We start from the raw sequence: 18,238 nt of genomic DNA, 5'->3' as shown, positions 1-18,238 counted from the left end.
TAGGCGTAATGTATGGGGTCAAAACCTTCCTTCAGAGGGATGGCGGCCTGAGTGCCAAGCCCGTCGCCGAGAACGGCGTTCTGGAGCCTGAGGCCGGCAACGATAACAGCTTCGAGGCGCTCACCAACACGGACAGCCAGCCCGCGCTTCCTGTCGGCGAGCCGTCTATGCCTGTGATAGGCGATGCCGGGGATGCATCCACGCCCGCAGAGCAGCCGGTGGACGGCGGCATCGCGGCGCTGGAGTTGCTGGAGGAATTCCTCGGCATGAAATCCCTCGAGGAGCGCATGCCGCACATCGAGACCAAGCGCCCGGAGGAGGATCTGATCGGCTCGCCTCTCGACGGCCCGCTCCCGGAGGTGCTGGGCACGACGGTCGATGTCCGCGAGATCAATTCCATCGAGCAGACGGTTGATTACTACTACCATGTCGTGTTCGCTACCGCAGACGGCGGCCAGGATCCCCAGACCATGCTTGTCCGCACGCGCGGGACGAGCCCGCCGAAGGTGGTGGTGGATCCGTTCCTTGATCTCTTCGGTGGCAGGTTTGCGCGCTATGCGGAGAAACCGTCGGAAGAGGCCGACACCTTCCAGGTCATCGTGTCGGCTGGCGCATTCTGCTACGACGATGTCCCCGGGGCCGACAAAAAGTTCACGCTTGATGTCCTGGCAACGGATCATACCAAGGAAATCGCGAAGGCATATTTCGGGAAACAATCCAAGATCGGCGCGATGCTCAGGGACGAAAACTCCGGCTTCACCTACGGGCTGGCGAAGCCGTGCACCGTGTTCATGCGCTGGAACATGGAGGAGGATCCTGAGAAACCGTACCTCGAAGCGCTCGATATCAAGGCCCTGAACTGGAATCCGTGAGCGGATTCCTCCCCCGCCCCCGTAGCGCATCCCAGCCGCCGTGGAGGGTTTTCACCTTCGTGCCTGTACCGAGGGCGCGGATGCGGTGTGCGATTTCCTTGCTGGTGCCGCAGGCCTTGCTGCCGCAATAGACCACCACGAGATCGGCACCTGCGGCGGCGATGCGCATCATCGCACCGGCTTCCATTTCATTCTGATCCTCCTTGGGGTCCATGTTCCAGAGGATGGACCCATCCAGGCCGTTTTCCTCCCACTCGGAGCGTGTACGGGCATCCACCCAGATGACATTCCCGGCGACATCGGCAAGGCATATCTCATCCTCCCCGATTTCCTTCGCATCGCAGTGGAAGGCAGCAGGTGGGGCTGGCGGCCCTTTCAAGAGCCAAGTGGCTCCGGCCGCAGCCAGGGACATTGCGGCAATCACGCCAAGCTGCGCGGCGGCGGTGTTCATCAGCGCTTTCCGATGGGTGCGGAAATGACCGCGAATGCCTGCTGGACGCGCTGTTTCTCGACATCCACATCCGTCTCGATGCGGACAACCGCAAGGCCGCCCGCATCCGTCCCTTTCGCCGGCTTGACCTGGATCGCGTAGCGTTTCCCCTCCTCGATGGTCACGAGTTCCGCGGAAAACATGTCGTTGCCGGTTGCTACGGAAGTGACGCGGATCGGCTTCCCGTAATCCATGGTCACCTCGATGACCTGCATGTCCGCCGGCCCGCCGACCTGCCATTTCACGCTTTTTGGTTCCACGCTGATGATGACAGGGATGTGGACGCTCATCGAGAGGGTCGTGGATGGCTTTTCCTCGGGATCGCCTTCCAGCCAGACATTGATCTGCTTTTCCACGGTGCCCTGGAAGCTTCCAAGCTCGAAGACGGCGCGGAGGGTGCCGGTTTCGCCGGGGGCGTAATTGAGCTTGCCGCCCGCCACCTGAATGGCAAGGCAAGAGCAGCCGGCATCGGCTTCCCTGATCGTAACCGCTTTGTCTCCGCTGTTGGTGAACTTGAAATCCCTGGTGATGAACTTGTCATCTAGGTTCGCCTCGGCCTTGATGGACGGTGCCTCAAAGCGGAGGGCGGCGGCGGCCGGAAGGGCGGCGGCAAGCAACAGGAGCAGTGCTAGGGCTTTCATGGAGTTCATCATTGCGCGTCTCGGTTCAGTTCGCAAGCTCAACGGCGATGATGAGTCGCCCGCCGCGCCATTCGGGGACCCAGCACGTAAAGGGGTGACTCCGACGCAGATGGGCGTCGGTCTTGAGGATTTTTTTCCGCGCAAGCCAGAGCTCCAGGTCGAGCAGGACGGAATCCTCCTGCGGTTGGATGCGGGTCTCGAAACGCACGAGGATCTCATCGGATGGCTTGAGCGGCTGCGCCCAGTTCTCATAGCTGCGGAAAATCGGCTGAGTCTCGGCGCCAAGCGCGCGGTAGTGGGAGAATCTGAGTTTTTCCTCACTGATCAGCCGCGCCCGGAGCTCTTCGGAAATTTCCCTGGCATTTGCCCCAGCGGCCTGCGGATCCCCGTCGGTGGCAAAATACACCGTCACCTCAAGCTGGCCGACCTTTGCCCGGCCCGGATCCTCCTGAGCGCGAGCCGGGGCCTGCAGCGATGCGAGTGCCAGCAATAAGCCTAGCGAGAGATGTCGGAAGGATTTCATTGGGTGCTGGATTCGGGGTCTTGCTTGCGCTGCCCGGCCGTCCTGTCGGACTCCCGGGCGGTGGGCACGTAAACGGTTTCCGAGAAGTCCGTGGAGTCAGGGATCGCGCTGACGCCCTGGAGGACGATCACATTCGCACCGGCACCGGTGCTGGCAAACCACTCGGCATCCACGCCCTCTTCCGGCGTGTAGATGCGCGGCGTCGCCGGTGGCACAACGGTAAGCGGCTGGCCACCGTCCGGAGAGGCGTGCCGACCTATCCCGAAGGCGAGCACCATCCCCGCACAGGCGGCGATGGGCATGAGCCAGGATTTCCAGAATGGGGCTGCGGCAGGTGCGGGTGCTGTTTGCGCAGCCTGGAGATCCCTGATGCCTTGGTTTACGCGGCTGAGGAAAAAATCCGGATACGGCGGCTCCTCGCTGGCAGGCAGTGCTGAGGCCATCATGTTCCGGTAACGGCGCAGCTCCCCGCGGGCGGCGAGTTGCTCCGGCTTGTCCGCCGCCCACGCATCCATGGCGGCGAGCTCGGCACCGGTCAGCTCATCGTCCAGCCAAAGTGCCAGCTTGGTTTCATCGGGATTCGTATTCATCTTTCAGGAGGGTTTGGAGTTTCTGGCGGGCGTAAAAGAGGCGGCTCATCACGGTACCGAGGGTGCTGCCCATCACCTCGGCGATTTCCTTGTAGGAAAGCCCCTGCACATCCTTGAGGATCACGGCCTCGCGGTGTTCTTCGCTGAGTTTCCCCAGGGCTTCCTCGATCTTTGCGCGCAGTTCGGTGTTGGAAAGGGCATCATCCGGGGCATCGGCAACGGACGGAGCCGTGCGCGCGGAGGCCTCGATGCTGTCGCGGTTGAAGATCTCGTCGTTGAGCTCGCCGGCGCCCTCGATCTTGCGTTTCCGCACCCAGTCGTAGACGGTGTTGTGGGCGATGCGGAACAGCCAGGTGGAAAAACGGGCACGCGCCTCGAAGCGCGGCAGTGCCTGCCACGCCTTCACGAAGACATCCTGGGAGAGATCCCAGGCATCGGCGTCGTTTTTGACCATGTTCCGTATCATTGCGTAAATCCTTCCCTGATGGCGGATGACCAGCGCGTCGTAGGCACGCATGTCACCCTGCTGCGCCAAGCCCACCAGCGCGGAATCCTCTTCGGCATCCCCCGCCGCAGCATCCGTGTCTGCGGATCCTTGCGGACTTGGCACTGGTTTGGACGCATCACCTCTCGGCTTATTCATCGGTTTCGTAGGGAAAATGGCGGAGCAACATACGCCGTAGGGATGTTGCAGGCGGCAGGGCGGCGGCGCAATGTCAGAATGAAGGGTGCCGCCAGGACGCCTGGGGTCTCATGGCGTTTCCGTGAGATTCCCTGATGGCCGCGCCATGCAACGCCGGGCGGACGCTGCGGCACGCGGCGCTGAAATGGTTGGACGTTCGGGCACGGCCATTCATCCTCACCACATGCTCCAGACCACAGCCGACCTCAAAGCCCTGCTCCTGAAAAAATCCGTCCGCACCGGCAGCTTCACCCTCGCCTCCGGGAAACATTCCGACCTCTACATCGACTGCCGCGTCACCGCCCTCGATCCCTTCGGCGCCGCCCTCATCGGGGATCTCGGATGGCACGCAGTCCGTTCCAAGATCCATTCCGAAAAGCTCTCCATCCAGGCCATCGGCGGCATGACCCTCGGGGCCGACCCCATCTCCCTCGCGATCGGCATGGCCTCCGCCCGCTCCCATCCGGACGAAGCCCTCCAGGTCTTCACCGTCCGCAAGGAACCCAAAGGCCACGGCGCAGGGAAGCAGATCGAAGGCAACTTCGCCCCCGGCCAGAACGTCATCGTCGTCGATGACGTCATCACCACCGGCGGCTCCACCCTCAAAGCCATCGACGCCATCGAAAAGGAAGGCGGCCATGTGAAATTCTGCATCGTCCTGGTGGACCGTGAGGAAGGCGGCCGCCAGGCCATCGAAGCACGCGGCATCCACGTCATCCCGCTCTTCACGCGGACGACGCTGCTCTCTTGAAAGCACGTGGGGGCGATCTACGGTCGCCCATCATATGATTCCCCATCGGACCGCGAGCTTCAGCTCGCCTCTCCGTAAACACTCGCCCCCTGATCCGGATACTTTTCGAGCACGTGCTGGAACAGCGCTCCGCATTTGGATTCGAAGAGTTCGGTGGTGTATTTCTCCGGCAATCCGGAATCCAGCATCTTCTCGATCTCCACCCGCACAGCCGCGCGGGTCGTGCGTCTGGTTCTCCATTCCAGCACCAGTTTCTCGGTCTTCAGCTTCGCCAGCAAGTCCCGGCAGACCTTCTTGATCGCTTCCGTCTCCTGCGGGGAAAGATCCGGACCCGGCCTTGTGAGGATATCGAACACCGCCAGCTCTTCCTCGCTGACGTTTTCCCGCAGGTGGCGCTGCTCCTCTTCGCTGAGATCCTTGGTGAAGGTCACCAGATCCGCGAACAACTGCTCGATGCTCAGCGCCCCGCTGTTGTATGCCTCGATCATCTTCTGGAAGCGGTCGAGGAAATCGTAACGGCTCGCGTTCAGTCGTATCAGGTTGTCCAGCTTCCGCTCGATCAGCGCCCGCAGTTGCTGCGCCTCGATGTTCTTCGTCTTGCTCTTCTCGAACTTCCTCGCCAGCGCCCCGTAGTCGATCTTGCTCAGGTCGATCGTCTTCGCAGGCGCACCCGGCTCTTCCTTCGCCGTCGTCACGATAGATCCATCCAGCACACCCGAAATCTTCTCCATCACCTCGGTGATGTTCACTGCATCCTTCGTTGCCCTTACCGATTTCGCCAGCTCCGCAATCAGCTGCGCCTTCGGTGCCAGCAGGGGGATCACCGGATCCGGCATCACGGCCTTGTAGAGCCTCGCGACATCATTGGATTGCGCTAGAAATTCATCCCGCACCTCGTCCGTGCGCATCAGTTGGTTCACCGCAGGGATGAAAAGCTTGTCCGAGGAGTTCGGGATCGCCGCCAGATCCACATTCTGTTTCCGGCAATACTCCGTCACCTGTTCCAGCGCGATTTTCAGCGCCTCCACCAGCTCGGTCTTGTCTTTGACCGGCAGTTCCCCGCCGCTGCCGCCCGCTCCGTAGATCGCCAGTGCCTTCTCCAGTTCCTGGAAAACATTCGCGTAGTCCACGATCAGGCCGTTCACCTTGTCGCCATAGACCCGGTTCGCGCGGGCGATGGTCTGCATCAGCGTGTGGCCGCGCATCGGCTTGTCGAGATAGAGAGTCGAGCAACTCGGCGCATCGAAGCCCGTGAGCCACATCGCACAGACGAAGACCAGGCGGAACTTGTCCTCCGGATTCTTGAACTTCTCCTCCAGATCCTCTTTCACCATCCGCTCCCGGTGCGGCAGGATATCGAATCCCTTCGCCGCCATCTCCGTGATCTCGTTCTGACCCGGTGAGACGACCACCGCCATATCCGTCTCCACCAGATTCTTGAGCCGCGCGTTCAGTTCTTCGTATTCCGGAAACTGCGGGCTCATCTTCGCTAGCCTCGCTCTCACCCGTGCCGTCTCCGCATTCCACTCCGCCTTGACCTTTTCGAACATCCGCAGGGTCGTCAGCTTGTCGATGGATACCACCATCGCCTTGCCCTGGTAGCCGCGGTTCAGGAAATGGTGCACGATGTCCTTCGCCACCTCGTCCAGCCTGTCGTCGCGGGTGATGAGATGGTATTTCTGACCCAGCACCTTCTTGAGCTTCTCCTCCTGATCCTCGTCCAGCCCCGCGTCCTCGATGGTCTGGTAGATCTCCTCGTTCAGCTCCGGGTTCGTGATCTCCAGCTCCTTCGTCCGGTTCTCATAGTAGAGCGGCACCGTCGCACCGTCCTCCACGGACTGCTTGAAATCATAGATGCTCACGTATTCGCCAAAAACCTCCCGCGTCCTCTCCTCCCCGGCGATCAGCGGGGTTCCCGTGAATGCCACGAACTTCGCATTCGGCAGCGCCGTGCGCATGTTCATCGCCAGCGTATCGTATTGGCTGCGGTGCGCCTCATCCGTCAGCACGATGATGTCGTCCCGCTCCGAGAGCACCGGATGCAGCGTCCCCGGCTCCGTGCGGAACTTATGGATCAGCGTGAACACATACCGGTGATCCGCCGTCAGCAGCTCCCGCAGATGGCTCGCGCTCGTCGCCTTCGAGTTCTTGCCGTTCGCCGCCCCGCAGTTTGCGAAAGTATCGGAGATCTGTCTATCCAGCTCCATCCTGTCCGTGATCACCACGAAGGTCCAGTTCCCCGCGATCTTGCGGAACACCTTCTCCGCGAAGAACACCATCGAGTAACTCTTCCCCGATCCCTGCGTGTGCCAGAAAACCCCTATCCTCCCATCCTTCGCCTGCTTCAGCGCCTCCACCGCACGGTTCACCCCCAGGAACTGATGGTTTCTCGCCACCAGCTTCTGCGTCTTCCCCTTCTCATCGGAGAAGCGGGAAAAATTCTCCACCAGATCCAGCAGCCGCCCCTTGTCGCAAGTCCCGCGCAGCAGGGTGTTCAGGGAAATGTCCGGTGCCTCCTCCTCGCTCACCGCCTTTTTCCAATCCCCGTAGTGCTCCCACTTCGCCGTCAGGCTGCCGATCTTGCTCTGCACCCCGTTGGATACGATGATCAACCCGTTATAGTGGAAAAGCTGCGGGATCGAACCCTTGTAGTCCGCGATGTTCTTGTCGTAACCCTGCCGCACATTCTCGCCCGGCGCTTTCAGCTCCATCAGCACAAGCGGCAGACCGTTCACGAAACCGATCAGATCCGGCCTTTTCGTATAATACTCCCCCGCCACCCAGAACTGCGAGGCCAGCAGGAAATCGTTGTTCTCCGGCACCTCCCAATCGATCACCGCCACCACCTCCACCCGCTGCCCGCCATTCTCCTTGTCGGGGAACTTCACCGTCACCCCGCCTTTCAGCAGCTTGGCTATCTCCCGGTTCGCCTCCACCAGACTCAGCGCCGTCCTGTCCCGTGAAAGCTCCTCCACCGCCACATCAATCGCCTCCTCCGGCAGATCCGGATTCAGGGAAAGCAGCGCCGCCCTCAGCCGTCCCGTCAAAACCACCTCCCGCTTCCCCTCCCGCCCAAGATCACTCACCCCACCTTGCCATTCCCCGAAGCAATTCATCACATCCCACCCCAGCTCATGCTGCATGAGCTGGATCGCAGGCTGCTCGACGAGGTGGTCTTCGGTGTAGGTGGAGGCCATGGTTTGGGATTTCAGGGGTTGACTCCTCGGAACCACGTGTTACTGGTTCTGCATCTCATCCACCATGCTGTGGAAGGAGTTACGAGGCCGTCCTTCGGGGCGGCTTCAGCTATTTTAGGAGTGGAGTGCATGGCGTTTCAGGTATTTCCGGTGCCCGTTTTCGTGCTCAATGTAGAACGCCGTCCAAGGTAGGATGTAGTTTCCGCGATCCGCCAGCACGACCAGATAACGCTCGTCCGGCAGGTAGATGTGGATCCGGTCATCGTTCGCCCCACGGGGCTCAATCCATACCAGCACCTCAGGCTCCGCCTCGTGCTCGATCAGCGGCCGCGGCCAGCGGATACGCTCACAGCGACGAAAATCCGGAATCCTTTCCTCTTCCACACTCCCCTCGGAAGTCATGTGCCAGAACGTCGCCTCCTTGCCATCGTATTCCGGATAACGCTTCAAGCCCAGCCGACGCCCGCGAAACGAAGCCTTGGAGGTCACGAAATCCTTCCGAAACGCCGCATAGATCGCGTCAAGGTAGGCATTCCAGTCACCCCCGTAGTCGTTGAACTCCATCAAGGGAGGCAGCCAATCGTCCGTTGCCATCAGTCTTTGGGGAAATTGGGTTGCCAGAAAAGCAGGTTCACTTTCTTTGCGCCAAGGAGTGTCGAGCGTTCAAGCGAGAGCCTGCTCCTTTCCTTGAAACGCTTAATCAGTTCGAGTTTGGCCGGACTGGTTTTGAGCCCCCGCGCCTGATAAGACAATGCCCCTATCAATAGATCCGTAAGCTGCATCTGCTCGATCTCATGGGAATGCACGAGCTGGACGGAGCTGACGATCTCCCGATCAAAATCATAGAGATTGTTGCAAAGCACGTCGTGCAGCTTGGCCACCCTTTTCCCGCCAAGCGTGTCCTTGATGTCGAGAAAGATCCGGTAGCGCCTGTCCTCCCTCAGCACCGCTTTAAGCATGTCGAAATACATCTTCCAATACCAGTCGTCATGGCTTTGACCGTATTTGCCATGTTCCAGTTCCGCTTTCCGGGGAATCACCAGCGCCCGGAAGCTCAGATCATCGTCATCGAAAAAGTAGTCCAGCCAGTGCCGGTAGAAATCCAGCTTTGCCGGAGCCACACTGCTCCACTTTACCTCCATATGCCGTGACATGCCCCACTCCTGCTTCAACTCACGCAAACGAACAGCGATCTCACGGGCCTTATCCTTGGGGCACGAAATGGCACCTAGCACCATGCTCTTCTGGCCGTCGTTTTCCAGATGGCAGCTTTCGTCACAGTAAATGTTGTAAATCTCGCTCATTGGCTTTTGGAAAGTTGATTCACCGCCGCGCGGAAAACGTGAACACAAATTCGAGCAGTATCTTGATCTGGGTTGAATCCAGAAATCTTCTGCTGATAAGGGTGAATATAGTTCCTGAAATCACGCAGCGCGTGGCTGAACTTTTTTACATCCAGTTTGAGCATTCCGATGCCGTAGGCGGCATCGATGAGTTGGGAGAGATTCCATTTCCAATGAGGCAAAACCTTTTCGCTATCATCCTTCGGGGCCGCAGATGATTGATTGAATGCCTTTGAATTCGATTGTGCCGCTCCCAAAAGAATGCCTTCCAGCATGCTGCCAAGCAGGATAATCGCCGAAAGGTCAGCACCTGCATCCATGCATTTCCTCACCTCCTGCCATCGCTGCTGAATCACGGGAACAAATCCGGACTCGATAGGCAGGTGATCGAACTTCACCTCAGGGTATTCGTGGGAAAGGAACTGGCTTTCCGTGATCGAATCGAAGGATTGAGACTCACCAGTCAATCGACGAGCGATCTGACGGCAGGTCGCAACCATTTTGGGATCTGGTGAATTAAACGTTTCTGCATAGCTGACAAACGCACTGATCAGCCGGCCTGCGACTTGATCCGATTCCTGCGACCAAAATGCTCGAAGCCGCTTTGCCATTGATGTCCCCTGGGAGGCATATCTTGAATCTTCAATATCCAACCCCGTTGCATCGCGCACGGCTTCTGCAAAACGGTTGCGGTTGCTAAATTTGAGGACAAAGCCACCACTCATCTCGAAAAGGTCTTCGAGATGCCGTTTTTCAATGGTGGTGATGCTGGACATTGGCAGTTAGGATTCTGAAATACCGTTCAGCAACTTCGGCAGCAGAAGGTCGCGGGTGCGGCGAAGATTATCGTTCTTACAGGCGAGCTTTTGAATCTCGTCTGACATGGGTCGTGCAATCCGATCAAATTCAGCGACCAAAGTCTTCGGCGGCAAAATCACGGGATGCGATTGTAGAACGGGACCGGTCCAACTTGGAAAAGTCGATCCGCTGGTCATGCCAAGAAGAGTCGGCAGTTCATTGGCGAACATTTGATCTACGAAGCCTTGATGTTCAGAACTGATGGAGCAAACACCGCGTCCAAGACAATACTCGCCGTCACTTTTGACGTTCTTACCTGTCGTTGATCCACGTACGCAAACTACCAGATCGCCAGCTTTGCACGTTTTGGTGGGTGAAGTCGTCCACTTGATGCGCTTAGTGAATCGCTCTGAAAATTCAACCGGACCATTGACCAGTGGCATACCATCACCTTGATCGTTGTAGGTGTCGCCTTTTGGCGAGAGGCCCATGACGATTTTTGCGACTTGTCCCAACTTCTTCACCTCCCACCCTTCCGGAATCCGGCCGAGTTCGGAGTCTTTGAAGGTTGCGGATTCGTGGCCGGGGAAGCGGAAGTGGACGAACCACTCGCGGTAGAGGGATTGCGCCATCTGCTCCAGGATCTTGATGCGGCGCAGGTTGTTCTCGATCAAGTCGTCGTAGGCCGAGAGGATGCCCGCGATCTTGCGTTGGGTGGGGAGATCAGGGACGTTGAAATCAAACGACATTAATTTCTCTACACTCATGTTGTCCTGAGTCGTGCCGCGAGAAATGCTCTGCATTCCCAACTTCAGGATATCGATGTAGTATTTAATGAACTTCACGTCCGCCTTGTCTGGATCGGGAACGAAACCAACAACGCTATCCGGAAAACAGCCCGAAATACCGAGTATTGCCGTCTCTGCGATATTTGCCGCGATCGTAATGCAAAGTGTCCCCTTGTCCCACATCTTGCTTTGAGCCAAGCCCGCTTCACTGTAGGTCTGTGAGTATTCTGTCAGATAAAGGTTCGCGGCCTTAATGTCGCCGGTTTGGAAGAACGGATACTCGCCCCCATAAAGCGACGCGTCATTTCGAGGCCGATGGCGCGAACGCCCCCGACTCACGAACCCGAGTTCATCGAGGCGTGTCGATTTCGCTGGCTGATTGGTGAGCTTCATGCGTTTTCCTCCCGTCTTCTAAAGACGAATATTCGAGATCCTATTGCCTTGAGATCGCGTATAGGAAGAGATTCCAACCTTGATTGTCGAGGAGCGTAACCGGGATTCATTACAACTAGCTCAGTATCCCGTATTTCAATGAGCCGCATCGCATGCCAGTTATCGATCAATTCACACTTCGATTCGTCCTTCCACCATTTCTCCCGACTAACTATTGCGCCCAGTGACTCAGCGAATAGCTCTACTGTTTCCGGAACATCATTCGGTTGCAGCATCTCCGCGGGAATCCCGGCCGCTTCAAAAATTCGTGGAAGATCTGCAATTCGGGTATTTCCAAGGTGCTCTTCCCATTCTGGAAATTGTCCTTCCAGCTTCTCAAACATTACCTGTTGGGAAAAGTCGGTCCCAACGTCTCGAAAAATAGATTCTATGCATGCTAGAGCGCAAGAATATGGCGTGGCCGCCTGGATGAGAGTTGCCATTATCTTGTTTCCAACAGTTCCACGACGTTTTCCGCAATCCTCTCCTCAAGCTCCCGCGCCTCGGTATTCAGCACTTCAAGCTCCTCGTTCAGCGCTTCGAGTTGTTCCTTGAAATCCTCATCGCTGAGATCCTCGCCCTTGGCGACGCCGACGTAGCGGCCGGGGTTGAGCGACCAGCCCTGGGCTTCGATTTCGGCGAGGGTCGCCGCTTTGCATAGCCCCGGGACATCGGTGTAGCCCGCTGCATCGCCGAAGGTTTCCTCCCATTTCCCCTCGGAGCCGTGGGCGAACTCCAGATCCTCGCCGCGATGGAAGCGGACGAGGTTAGCGAGGAACTCGAGCTGGGCGGGGGTGAAATCGCGGTGGGCGCGGTCGAGCTGGCGGTAGATGTGGCGGGCGTCGATGAAGAGGACGGTGTCCTTTCGATTGCCGATTGATGATTGTTGATTGTGGATTTTTGATTTGCCTTTGTCGAAGAACCAGAGGGTGCAGGGCAGGGTGACGGTGAAGAAGAAGTTCGGCCCGATGGCGACCATGACATCCACATCCCCGGCGCGGATGATCTTTTCCCGGATCTCCTGCTCGGAGGCGCGGGCATCGGCGGCGGAGTTTGCCATGACGAATCCGGCGCGTCCCGTGCGGTTCAGCGCGGAGTGGAAGTGCTGGATCCAGAGGTAGTTCCCGTTGTCCGTGCGCGGGATACCGAAGGGGTAGCGCGGATCGCCGGAGAGCCTTTCCTTGTCGATCTTGCTGACGTTGAACGGAGGGTTCGCCAGCACGAAATCGAAGCGGCCGACGGAGTCCTGGAGATCCTCGTAGTAGGTGTTCCCCTGCTTGATGTCCCCGTTCAGCCCGTGGACGGCGAGGTTCAGCCGCGCGAGCCGCGAGGTATCCGTGACCCGCTCCTGGCCGTGGACGGAAATGTCCGTGGTGGGGTTTTTCCTATGTTCCTCCACAAAGCGGGCGGACTGGATGAACATGCCGCCGGAGCCGCAGGCGGGATCCAGGATGCGCCCGTGGTAAGGCTCCAGGATCTCCACGATGAGCTTGACGATGGAGGTGGGCGTGTAGAACTCCCCGCCCTTCTGTCCCTCCGTCATGGCGAATTTCCCGAGGAAGTATTCGTAGATCAGGCCGAAGGTATCGCCGCCCTTGTCCATGGGGATGGAGGCCATGACCTTCAGCAGCTCCGCGAGCGTGCGGCTGTCGAGGATGTGGTAGGTCTTGGGCAGCACATCGGCGAGATCCGGGTTCTCCTTCTCGATGGCGCGCATGGCGTCATTGATGGACTGCCCGGTGTTCGCGCCTTCCGGCAAGGCCAGCAGCTCCGCGAAACGGGCGTTTTCCGGCAGGTAGATGACCCCGGCGGCATGGTAATCCGTCGCCCCTATCTTCCTGCGAGATCCCGCCTGCGGTTTCAGATCCTTCTCCACCGCCGCAAAGCGGACATCCGCATAGCGCAGGAAGATCAGCCCGAGCACGGTCGGCGAGTATTCGGAAGGCTTCAGATCCGCCCCAGCCCAGAGCATGTTCGCAGCATCCCAGAGCTTTTTCTCCAGGGCGGCGTGGGAGTCGTCGGCGGTGGCGGGTTCTGTCCAATGCATGTGTTAATGCAGTTCTAACGCTTTCCGTCCTAGCGGGAAGAATAAAAGGCCGGAATAGGGAGTGGCTGACTATACCTGCCCGGCGTGATTTTCAAAAGCGGAGGACTCATGAACAAGTGGCGCGCCAAGCGCACGATTCCATCAGCCTGCCGACCCTTGCAGACAACAAAACCTGGGACACCTACGCCCACTACACGACCGGTTTCCTCACCGTCGTGCCAGAGCCATCCGCGGACGACGCTGCTCGCCTGAGATCCCCCGGCTGGTATGCCATGAAACAATGGGTTCCGATGCGGTGTATTATCCCGTGAAATTTCACGATACCGCCATGACCCAGCACCTCCCCACCAGCAGCCGCCGCTCATTCCTCAAGGGCTTCACCGCCACCACCGCAGCAGGCATCGCCATGCCGAACCTCCTGCTCCGCGCCCAGGATACCCCTGCCGGGAAAAAACTCGGCATCGGCTGCATCGGCGTGGGCGGGAAAGGCTTTTCCGATATGGAGAGCGCATCCTGGCAGAATGAGATCGTCGCGATCTGCGATGTTGATTCCAACAACCTCGCCGCCGCCGCGAAGAAATTCCCCAACGCAAAGCAATACCGGGACTTCCGCGAAATGTTGGAAAAGGAAAAGGGCATCGATGGCGTGACCATCTCCACCCCGGATCACTCCCACTACCCGGCCGCCATGCACGCCATTTCCCTAGGCAAGCACATCTGCGTCCAGAAACCCCTCGTCAACACTCTCTGGGAAGCCCGCGAGCTCCACAAGGCCGCCACCAAAAAAGGCATCATTACCCAGATGGGAAACCAAGGCCACACCTACGAGCAAAACCGCCAGCTCAAGGAATGGCTCGATGCCGGCGTCATCGGAAAAATCAGCGAGATCCACGTATGGACCAACCGCCCCATCTGGCCACAGGGCCACGCCGCCGATCCAAAACCCGCACAAGCCGTCCCCGCCACCCTCGATTGGCAGCTCTGGCTCGCCCAGGCACCCGATGCGGAATACCGCCCCAAGATCCACCCCTTCGACTGGCGCGGCCTCTTCGAATACGGAGCCGGCGCACTCGGGGACATGGGCTGCCACAACCTCGACCCCATCGTCTGGGCTATCGGCCTCGGCGTCCCGGATCGCATCGAGGCCACTGCAGACGGCCTCACAGACATCGCCTGGCCGCGCGGCGCAAAGGTCGGATACATTTGGGAAAACGTCCCCGGCCACGGCAAGATCACCCTCTACTGGTATGAGGGAAAAAACACCGACGGTTCCGATTGCCTCCCACCCGTCCCCAAGGATCTCAACAAGCCCATGGGCGGCACCGGCTTCTACCTCGTCGGCGCGGACGGCATCCTCTGCAACGAGGGCAGCCAGGCGCAGAAATTCACCATCCTCCCCGAAGCCCGCTCGCAGGAATTCCTCGCCAGCCCGCCCGCGAAAACCCTCGACCGCAGCCCCACTCCCGGCGATTCGCAGAAGGAATGGTCGCTCGCCGTCAAGCAGGGCAAGCATTTCCCCTTCATGTCCCAGTTCGACTACGCCGTGCCGCTCACCGAGCTCTGCCTCCTAGGCGCACTCGCCATCCGAACCGGCACCCCGATTCAGTGGGATCAGGAAAAATACCTGGCCATCGGCAACGACGCCGCCAACAAGCTCATCAAGCGCGCCCAATACCGCGACGGCTGGGAATACACGGCGGATAAGGTATGATCATGGCTCCTTGATTGCCGCGTAAACCACAAGGCCGGAAGCTTGCACAGTGATCCTCAGCGGCCCAGTGGTCGGATATGAGGCCGCCGCTGCCGGCTTGGCGCTTCCGACGCTCATTACGGGGCGAAGTGCCAACCCGGGTTTCTGCAGGAAAACGGGAAGCTGCATGACATGGTTCGCAACTCCAGTGACTCGCGGTTCGTCCGCGGCGTTGACGACGACAACGGCGAACGATGCCCCGTCATCCGTCGCGCGGGCGAAGGCGAAGACCCCGTCGTCCTCCGTCCCCGAATCGTTGTCCACCCACAGCGGGATCAGGTTCCCGGTGCGCAGGACGGGAAACTTTTCGCGCAGGGCGGCGAGAGCCTTGATTTCCTGGAACGATGCTGACGATTTCACTTCCGCAAAGGTCGGCCCGTTGCGGCGGGTTATGAACATCATGCGCCCGGTTTCATCGTCCTGCCCGATCTTTCCCCCTTCGTCCAGCAGGGCGAACTCGGTGCCGTAGTACAGGCACGGGATGCCGGGCAAGGTCATCACGAGCCCCTGCGCGAGGCGGTTGCGCCGCTCGGTGACGCCCTTGACACGGAAACGGTTCAGGCCGTCGTGGTTCTCGATGAAGGTGATCATCTTCTGCCGCGAGTTCAGCCCGTCGGCACCGGGTGCCGGGTTGTAAAAGGGGCGGCCTGTGTCCGGATTGGCAGCGGTGCGGGTCACCAAAGCTTTCTCCAGGGATGCCGGGGATCCGAAGTGTCTCCCCGGCTGCCGCAGATACTCGCGGGCGCTGAAGCAGAAATCGAAATCGAGCACAGAGTCGATCGCCGGCTCCCTGGATTGCGGCCAGTCGGAGCGCCATGTGTAGCGGCCAAGCGTGGCGGGGTTCCCGTCATAGACCTCCCCGAAGATCAGCTTGTCCGCCGCAGCCGCCCCGAGCCGGGCGCGCAGGCGTTTCGTGAAAACGTCCCAGAATTCGTGGTGCACGTGCTTGACCGTATCGATCCGCAGGCCATCAACCCCCACGGTGGTCAGGTAGAAATGATAGATCGCCACGAACTCATCGACCAGCTCGTCGAAGTGTTCGCCTTCGGGCGCCGTCCAGAAGTCCCGCAGCGAGAAGAAATCGCACATCACCTCCTCGCCGTCGGACTTGCCGAGGCTGCCGTCCGAGAAACCCTTGCGGCCGTATGAATCGAGCCGTGCCAGCGTGCCGCGCGTCGGGATCTTCGCGCCCAACAACTCGCGCGGGCCGTCCGGCTGCGTGCGGGCCGCGTTCCATTTGGCGATGTCCGCCCATTTCGCATTGGCATGGAAGCCGTCCCATTTGAAGGGCTGCACCCACTCGTCCTTTTTCGTGACATCGAAAACACCGTCGCCATCCGCGTCATAGTAAAACACCGGCCCGGCGTGGTTGAGCACGACGTCCTGGATGACCTTGATGCCCTTGGAGTGCGCCAGCCTCACGAAATCCCGGTAATGCTCCATGCGGCCATTGGCATCATCTGCATAGGGCTTGCCATCCAAGGAAACGCGGCTCGTGAGGTGCGGGTCGATGTCCAGCCAGTCCTGTGTCCAATAGCCGTGGTATCCGGCCTTCCACCCGCCGAGATCGTAGCCGGAGCGCCAGACATTTTTCACCACGGGGGTGATCCACAGCGCGCTCACGCCGAGATCGTTGAAGTAGCCGGAGGCGATGGTTTTTTCCAGGCCGCGGAGATCTCCTCCCATGTATCGGGAAATGTCCTTCTGGTGCGGATCATAAAGAGCGGGATCGCAGCCCGGCGGGCTGTTGTTTTCCGGATCGCCATCGAGGAAGCGGTCGGTCATCAGGAAATACATCACGTCGTCGCTCCACGGGCGGGCGACGGCCGGGGAGAGCAGGACGGCGAGTAGGGGGATGATTTTCGGCAAGCTCACGTCCGGCGATGTTCCGACAGGTATGGCGCTTGGTCAAATCCTCTCTCGGCCGCCGAATGTCGGAGCTTGCCGAAAGGCCGTTCCCGGCACTTAGTTCATACCGTCAAATCCCATTCCAAACCCATGAACGAAAAACCGCGTCTCTCATTCTGGCAGATCTGGAACATGTCCTTCGGCTTCCTCGGCATCCAGTTCGGCTGGGGGCTGCAGATGGCGAACATGTCGTCGATCTACCAATTCCTCGGGGCGGATGAGAAGGACATCCCCATCCTGTGGCTGGCGGCGCCGCTGACAGGCCTGATCGTGCAGCCCATCATCGGCTACTACAGCGACCGTACTTGGACGCGGCTCGGGCGGCGGCGGCCGTATTTCCTGGTCGGGGCGATCCTGGCCAGCCTCGCCCTCATCGCGATGCCGAACTCGCCGACGCTGTGGGTGGCGGCGGGCTTGCTGTGGATCCTCGATGCCTCGGTGAACATCAGCATGGAGCCTTTCCGCGCCTTTGTGGGCGACATGCTTCCGAAGGATCAGCGGAAGAGCGGCTTCGCGATGCAGAGCCTGCTCATCGGGCTCGGTGCGGTGCTGTCCTCGGCGCTGCCTTTCATCCTCACCAACGGCTTCGGGGTCAGCAAGGAGGCCACGGTGGAAAGCCCGATCCCACCTGCGGTGAAGCTGGCGTTCTACATCGGCGCAGGCGTGTTCTTCGGTGCGGTGCTGGTGACCATTTTCACCACCCGCGAATACCCCCCGGAGGACATGGAGGAATTCGAGCGCGAGAAGCGCGAGAACTCCGGGGTGGGCACCGCGTTCCGGGAGATTTTCCAGGGGATCGGCTCCATGCCCACGGCGATGAAGCAGCTCTCGGTGGTGCAGTTTTTCACCTGGCTGGCGCTGTTCAGCATGTGGATCTATTTCGTCCCGGCGGTCGGGAAAGGCGTCTTCGGAGGCAAGCCGCTTGGCCTGCATGACGAGGAGTCGAAGGAACTGATCGACAGCGAGCCGCAGTGGCTGGCTCCGGGCGCGGCGCTGGCCAAGGCGTATGAGGCGAGGAAAGCGCAGCTTGCCAGCGAGGCGGATGCCGCACGCCCGGCGAGGGCATGGTATGGCTCGCTGCTGCAGATGTTCGGCCTCAAGCCCGCGGATCCCGATCCGGGCGAGCGGATCGACGCGGCGATCATGGAGGAGCTGGTGGTCGGCGCGATGTCCGCCACGGAAGCGCCCAGCGAAAAGGAGACCGAGAGTCCGCTGATCCAGGGATTTGCCTTGGCCTTCGCCGAAAACGAAGGGGCTGCATCCGGGATCGCGGCAAAGCTTCAGGCGGATCTCTCATCCGCACGCCGATACCAGGAAGGCACGGCGTGGGGCGGGGTCTGTTTCTCCGCCTACAACCTGGTGGCCTTCGGGTTCTCCTTCGTGCTGCTCGCCCTGACGAAATTCCTTCCCGCCAAACGCATCCATC

At 59.8% G+C, this 18,238-nt stretch carries 17 protein-coding genes and 1 pseudogene; 5 read left to right on the top strand and 13 right to left on the bottom strand.

All coding sequences use genetic code 11. The features are described from left to right. Positions 1–8: 8 nt before the first annotated feature. The gene (locus tag HZ994_14115) at positions 9–872 is read left to right on the top strand and encodes a hypothetical protein (GenBank protein QTN33402.1); all 864 of its coding nucleotides are present in this window, start codon (positions 9–11) and stop codon (positions 870–872) included. On the opposite strand, the gene HZ994_14110 is transcribed toward HZ994_14115, so the two are convergent. Genes HZ994_14110 through HZ994_14090 form a run of 5 tightly spaced genes read right to left on the bottom strand, consistent with a single transcriptional unit; the run spans position 847 to position 3,759 of the window. Then, positions 847–1,323, bottom strand: coding sequence for a hypothetical protein (locus tag HZ994_14110; GenBank protein ID QTN33401.1), 477 nt, complete (start codon positions 1,321–1,323; stop codon positions 847–849). The two genes, HZ994_14115 and HZ994_14110, sit on opposite strands and share 26 nt — an antisense overlap. Continuing rightward, positions 1,323–2,003 (bottom strand): DUF1573 domain-containing protein, encoded by a 681-nt coding sequence (locus HZ994_14105; GenBank protein QTN33400.1) that lies wholly within the window; start codon positions 2,001–2,003, stop codon positions 1,323–1,325. The genes HZ994_14110 and HZ994_14105 overlap by 1 nt, the downstream gene beginning before the upstream one ends. Positions 2,004–2,028: 25 nt before the next feature. Continuing rightward, positions 2,029–2,526 (bottom strand): hypothetical protein, encoded by a 498-nt coding sequence (locus HZ994_14100; protein QTN33399.1) that lies wholly within the window; start codon positions 2,524–2,526, stop codon positions 2,029–2,031. Next, positions 2,523–3,116: a hypothetical protein gene (locus HZ994_14095; protein QTN33398.1), complete on the bottom strand. Its 594-nt coding sequence runs from the start codon at positions 3,114–3,116 to the stop codon at positions 2,523–2,525. The genes HZ994_14100 and HZ994_14095 overlap by 4 nt, the downstream gene beginning before the upstream one ends. Next, complete coding sequence (locus HZ994_14090) at positions 3,097–3,759, bottom strand: sigma-70 family RNA polymerase sigma factor (protein QTN33397.1); 663 nt, start codon at positions 3,757–3,759, stop codon at positions 3,097–3,099. The genes HZ994_14095 and HZ994_14090 overlap by 20 nt, the downstream gene beginning before the upstream one ends. Before the next feature lie 223 nt (positions 3,760–3,982). On the opposite strand from HZ994_14090, the gene pyrE reads away from it, so the two are divergent. Continuing rightward, a complete protein-coding gene (pyrE, locus tag HZ994_14085) occupies positions 3,983–4,549 on the top strand; it encodes an orotate phosphoribosyltransferase (GenBank protein ID QTN33396.1) in 567 nt (188 codons plus the stop codon). Between the two features lie 59 nt (positions 4,550–4,608). Here pyrE and HZ994_14080 read toward each other — a convergent pair whose 3' ends face one another. The 7 genes from HZ994_14080 to HZ994_14050 form a co-directional block, all read right to left on the bottom strand. After that, a complete protein-coding gene (locus HZ994_14080; protein QTN33395.1) occupies positions 4,609–7,746 on the bottom strand; it encodes a type I restriction endonuclease subunit R in 3,138 nt (1,045 codons plus the stop codon). Between the two features lie 114 nt (positions 7,747–7,860). After that, positions 7,861–8,340: a hypothetical protein gene (locus tag HZ994_14075; protein ID QTN33394.1), complete on the bottom strand. Its 480-nt coding sequence runs from the start codon at positions 8,338–8,340 to the stop codon at positions 7,861–7,863. Then, positions 8,340–9,050: a DUF3800 domain-containing protein gene (locus HZ994_14070; protein QTN33393.1), complete on the bottom strand. Its 711-nt coding sequence runs from the start codon at positions 9,048–9,050 to the stop codon at positions 8,340–8,342. The genes HZ994_14075 and HZ994_14070 overlap by 1 nt, the downstream gene beginning before the upstream one ends. After that, positions 9,047–9,865, bottom strand: a complete 819-nt coding sequence (locus HZ994_14065) for a hypothetical protein (GenBank protein QTN33392.1) — start codon at positions 9,863–9,865, stop codon at positions 9,047–9,049. Before HZ994_14065 ends, HZ994_14070 begins: the two co-directional genes overlap by 4 nt. 6 nt (positions 9,866–9,871) lie before the next feature. Next, positions 9,872–11,068 carry a restriction endonuclease subunit S gene (locus HZ994_14060; GenBank protein QTN33391.1) on the bottom strand — a complete coding sequence of 399 codons (1,197 nt, stop codon included), beginning with the start codon at positions 11,066–11,068 and terminating at the stop codon, positions 9,872–9,874. Continuing rightward, positions 11,065–11,451 carry a hypothetical protein gene (locus tag HZ994_14055; GenBank protein QTN33390.1) on the bottom strand — a complete coding sequence of 129 codons (387 nt, stop codon included), beginning with the start codon at positions 11,449–11,451 and terminating at the stop codon, positions 11,065–11,067. Before HZ994_14055 ends, HZ994_14060 begins: the two co-directional genes overlap by 4 nt. Positions 11,452–11,549: 98 nt before the next feature. Beyond that, complete coding sequence (locus HZ994_14050; GenBank protein QTN33389.1) at positions 11,550–13,154, bottom strand: SAM-dependent DNA methyltransferase; 1,605 nt, start codon at positions 13,152–13,154, stop codon at positions 11,550–11,552. 116 nt (positions 13,155–13,270) lie between these two features. Here HZ994_14050 and HZ994_14045 point away from each other — a divergent pair, with 116 nt between their 5' ends. Continuing rightward, the gene (locus HZ994_14045) at positions 13,271–13,465 is read left to right on the top strand and encodes a hypothetical protein (protein QTN33388.1); all 195 of its coding nucleotides are present in this window, start codon (positions 13,271–13,273) and stop codon (positions 13,463–13,465) included. Next, complete coding sequence (locus tag HZ994_14040; GenBank protein ID QTN33387.1) at positions 13,462–14,865, top strand: Gfo/Idh/MocA family oxidoreductase; 1,404 nt, start codon at positions 13,462–13,464, stop codon at positions 14,863–14,865. Before HZ994_14045 ends, HZ994_14040 begins: the two co-directional genes overlap by 4 nt. On the opposite strand, the gene HZ994_14035 is transcribed toward HZ994_14040, so the two are convergent. Next, a complete protein-coding gene (locus HZ994_14035; protein QTN33386.1) occupies positions 14,866–16,779 on the bottom strand; it encodes a hypothetical protein in 1,914 nt (637 codons plus the stop codon). Between the two features lie 123 nt (positions 16,780–16,902). Here HZ994_14035 and HZ994_14030 point away from each other — a divergent pair. After that, a pseudogene (locus HZ994_14030) lies at positions 16,903–17,724 on the top strand (MFS transporter). Positions 17,725–18,238 lie beyond the last annotated feature (514 nt).

The sequence above is a fragment of the Akkermansiaceae bacterium genome, assembly GCA_017798145.1.
Classification (GTDB): domain Bacteria; phylum Verrucomicrobiota; class Verrucomicrobiia; order Verrucomicrobiales; family Akkermansiaceae; genus Luteolibacter.
Note: the sequence above shows the minus strand (reverse complement) of the source record. Positions and strands in the feature narration are given on the sequence as shown.

Excerpts from the sequence above, each read along its gene's own strand:
- HZ994_14050 (QTN33389.1), bottom strand. The coding sequence starts at position 13,154 with ATGCATTGGACAGAACCCGCCACCGCCGACGACTCCCACGCCGCCCTG.
- HZ994_14080 (QTN33395.1), bottom strand. The coding sequence starts at position 7,746 with ATGGCCTCCACCTACACCGAAGACCACCTCGTCGAGCAGCCTGCGATC.
- HZ994_14100 (QTN33399.1), bottom strand. The coding sequence starts at position 2,526 with ATGAAATCCTTCCGACATCTCTCGCTAGGCTTATTGCTGGCACTCGCA.
- HZ994_14055 (QTN33390.1), bottom strand. The coding sequence starts at position 11,451 with ATGTTTGAGAAGCTGGAAGGACAATTTCCAGAATGGGAAGAGCACCTT.
- HZ994_14075 (QTN33394.1), bottom strand. The coding sequence starts at position 8,340 with ATGGCAACGGACGATTGGCTGCCTCCCTTGATGGAGTTCAACGACTAC.
- HZ994_14065 (QTN33392.1), bottom strand. The coding sequence starts at position 9,865 with ATGTCCAGCATCACCACCATTGAAAAACGGCATCTCGAAGACCTTTTC.
- HZ994_14060 (QTN33391.1), bottom strand. The coding sequence starts at position 11,068 with ATGAAGCTCACCAATCAGCCAGCGAAATCGACACGCCTCGATGAACTC.
- HZ994_14090 (QTN33397.1), bottom strand. The coding sequence starts at position 3,759 with ATGAATAAGCCGAGAGGTGATGCGTCCAAACCAGTGCCAAGTCCGCAA.
- HZ994_14105 (QTN33400.1), bottom strand. The coding sequence starts at position 2,003 with ATGAAAGCCCTAGCACTGCTCCTGTTGCTTGCCGCCGCCCTTCCGGCC.
- HZ994_14110 (QTN33401.1), bottom strand. The coding sequence starts at position 1,323 with ATGAACACCGCCGCCGCGCAGCTTGGCGTGATTGCCGCAATGTCCCTG.
- HZ994_14070 (QTN33393.1), bottom strand. The coding sequence starts at position 9,050 with ATGAGCGAGATTTACAACATTTACTGTGACGAAAGCTGCCATCTGGAA.
- HZ994_14115 (QTN33402.1), top strand. The coding sequence starts at position 9 with ATGTATGGGGTCAAAACCTTCCTTCAGAGGGATGGCGGCCTGAGTGCC.
- pyrE (QTN33396.1), top strand. The coding sequence starts at position 3,983 with ATGCTCCAGACCACAGCCGACCTCAAAGCCCTGCTCCTGAAAAAATCC.
- HZ994_14095 (QTN33398.1), bottom strand. The coding sequence starts at position 3,116 with ATGAATACGAATCCCGATGAAACCAAGCTGGCACTTTGGCTGGACGAT.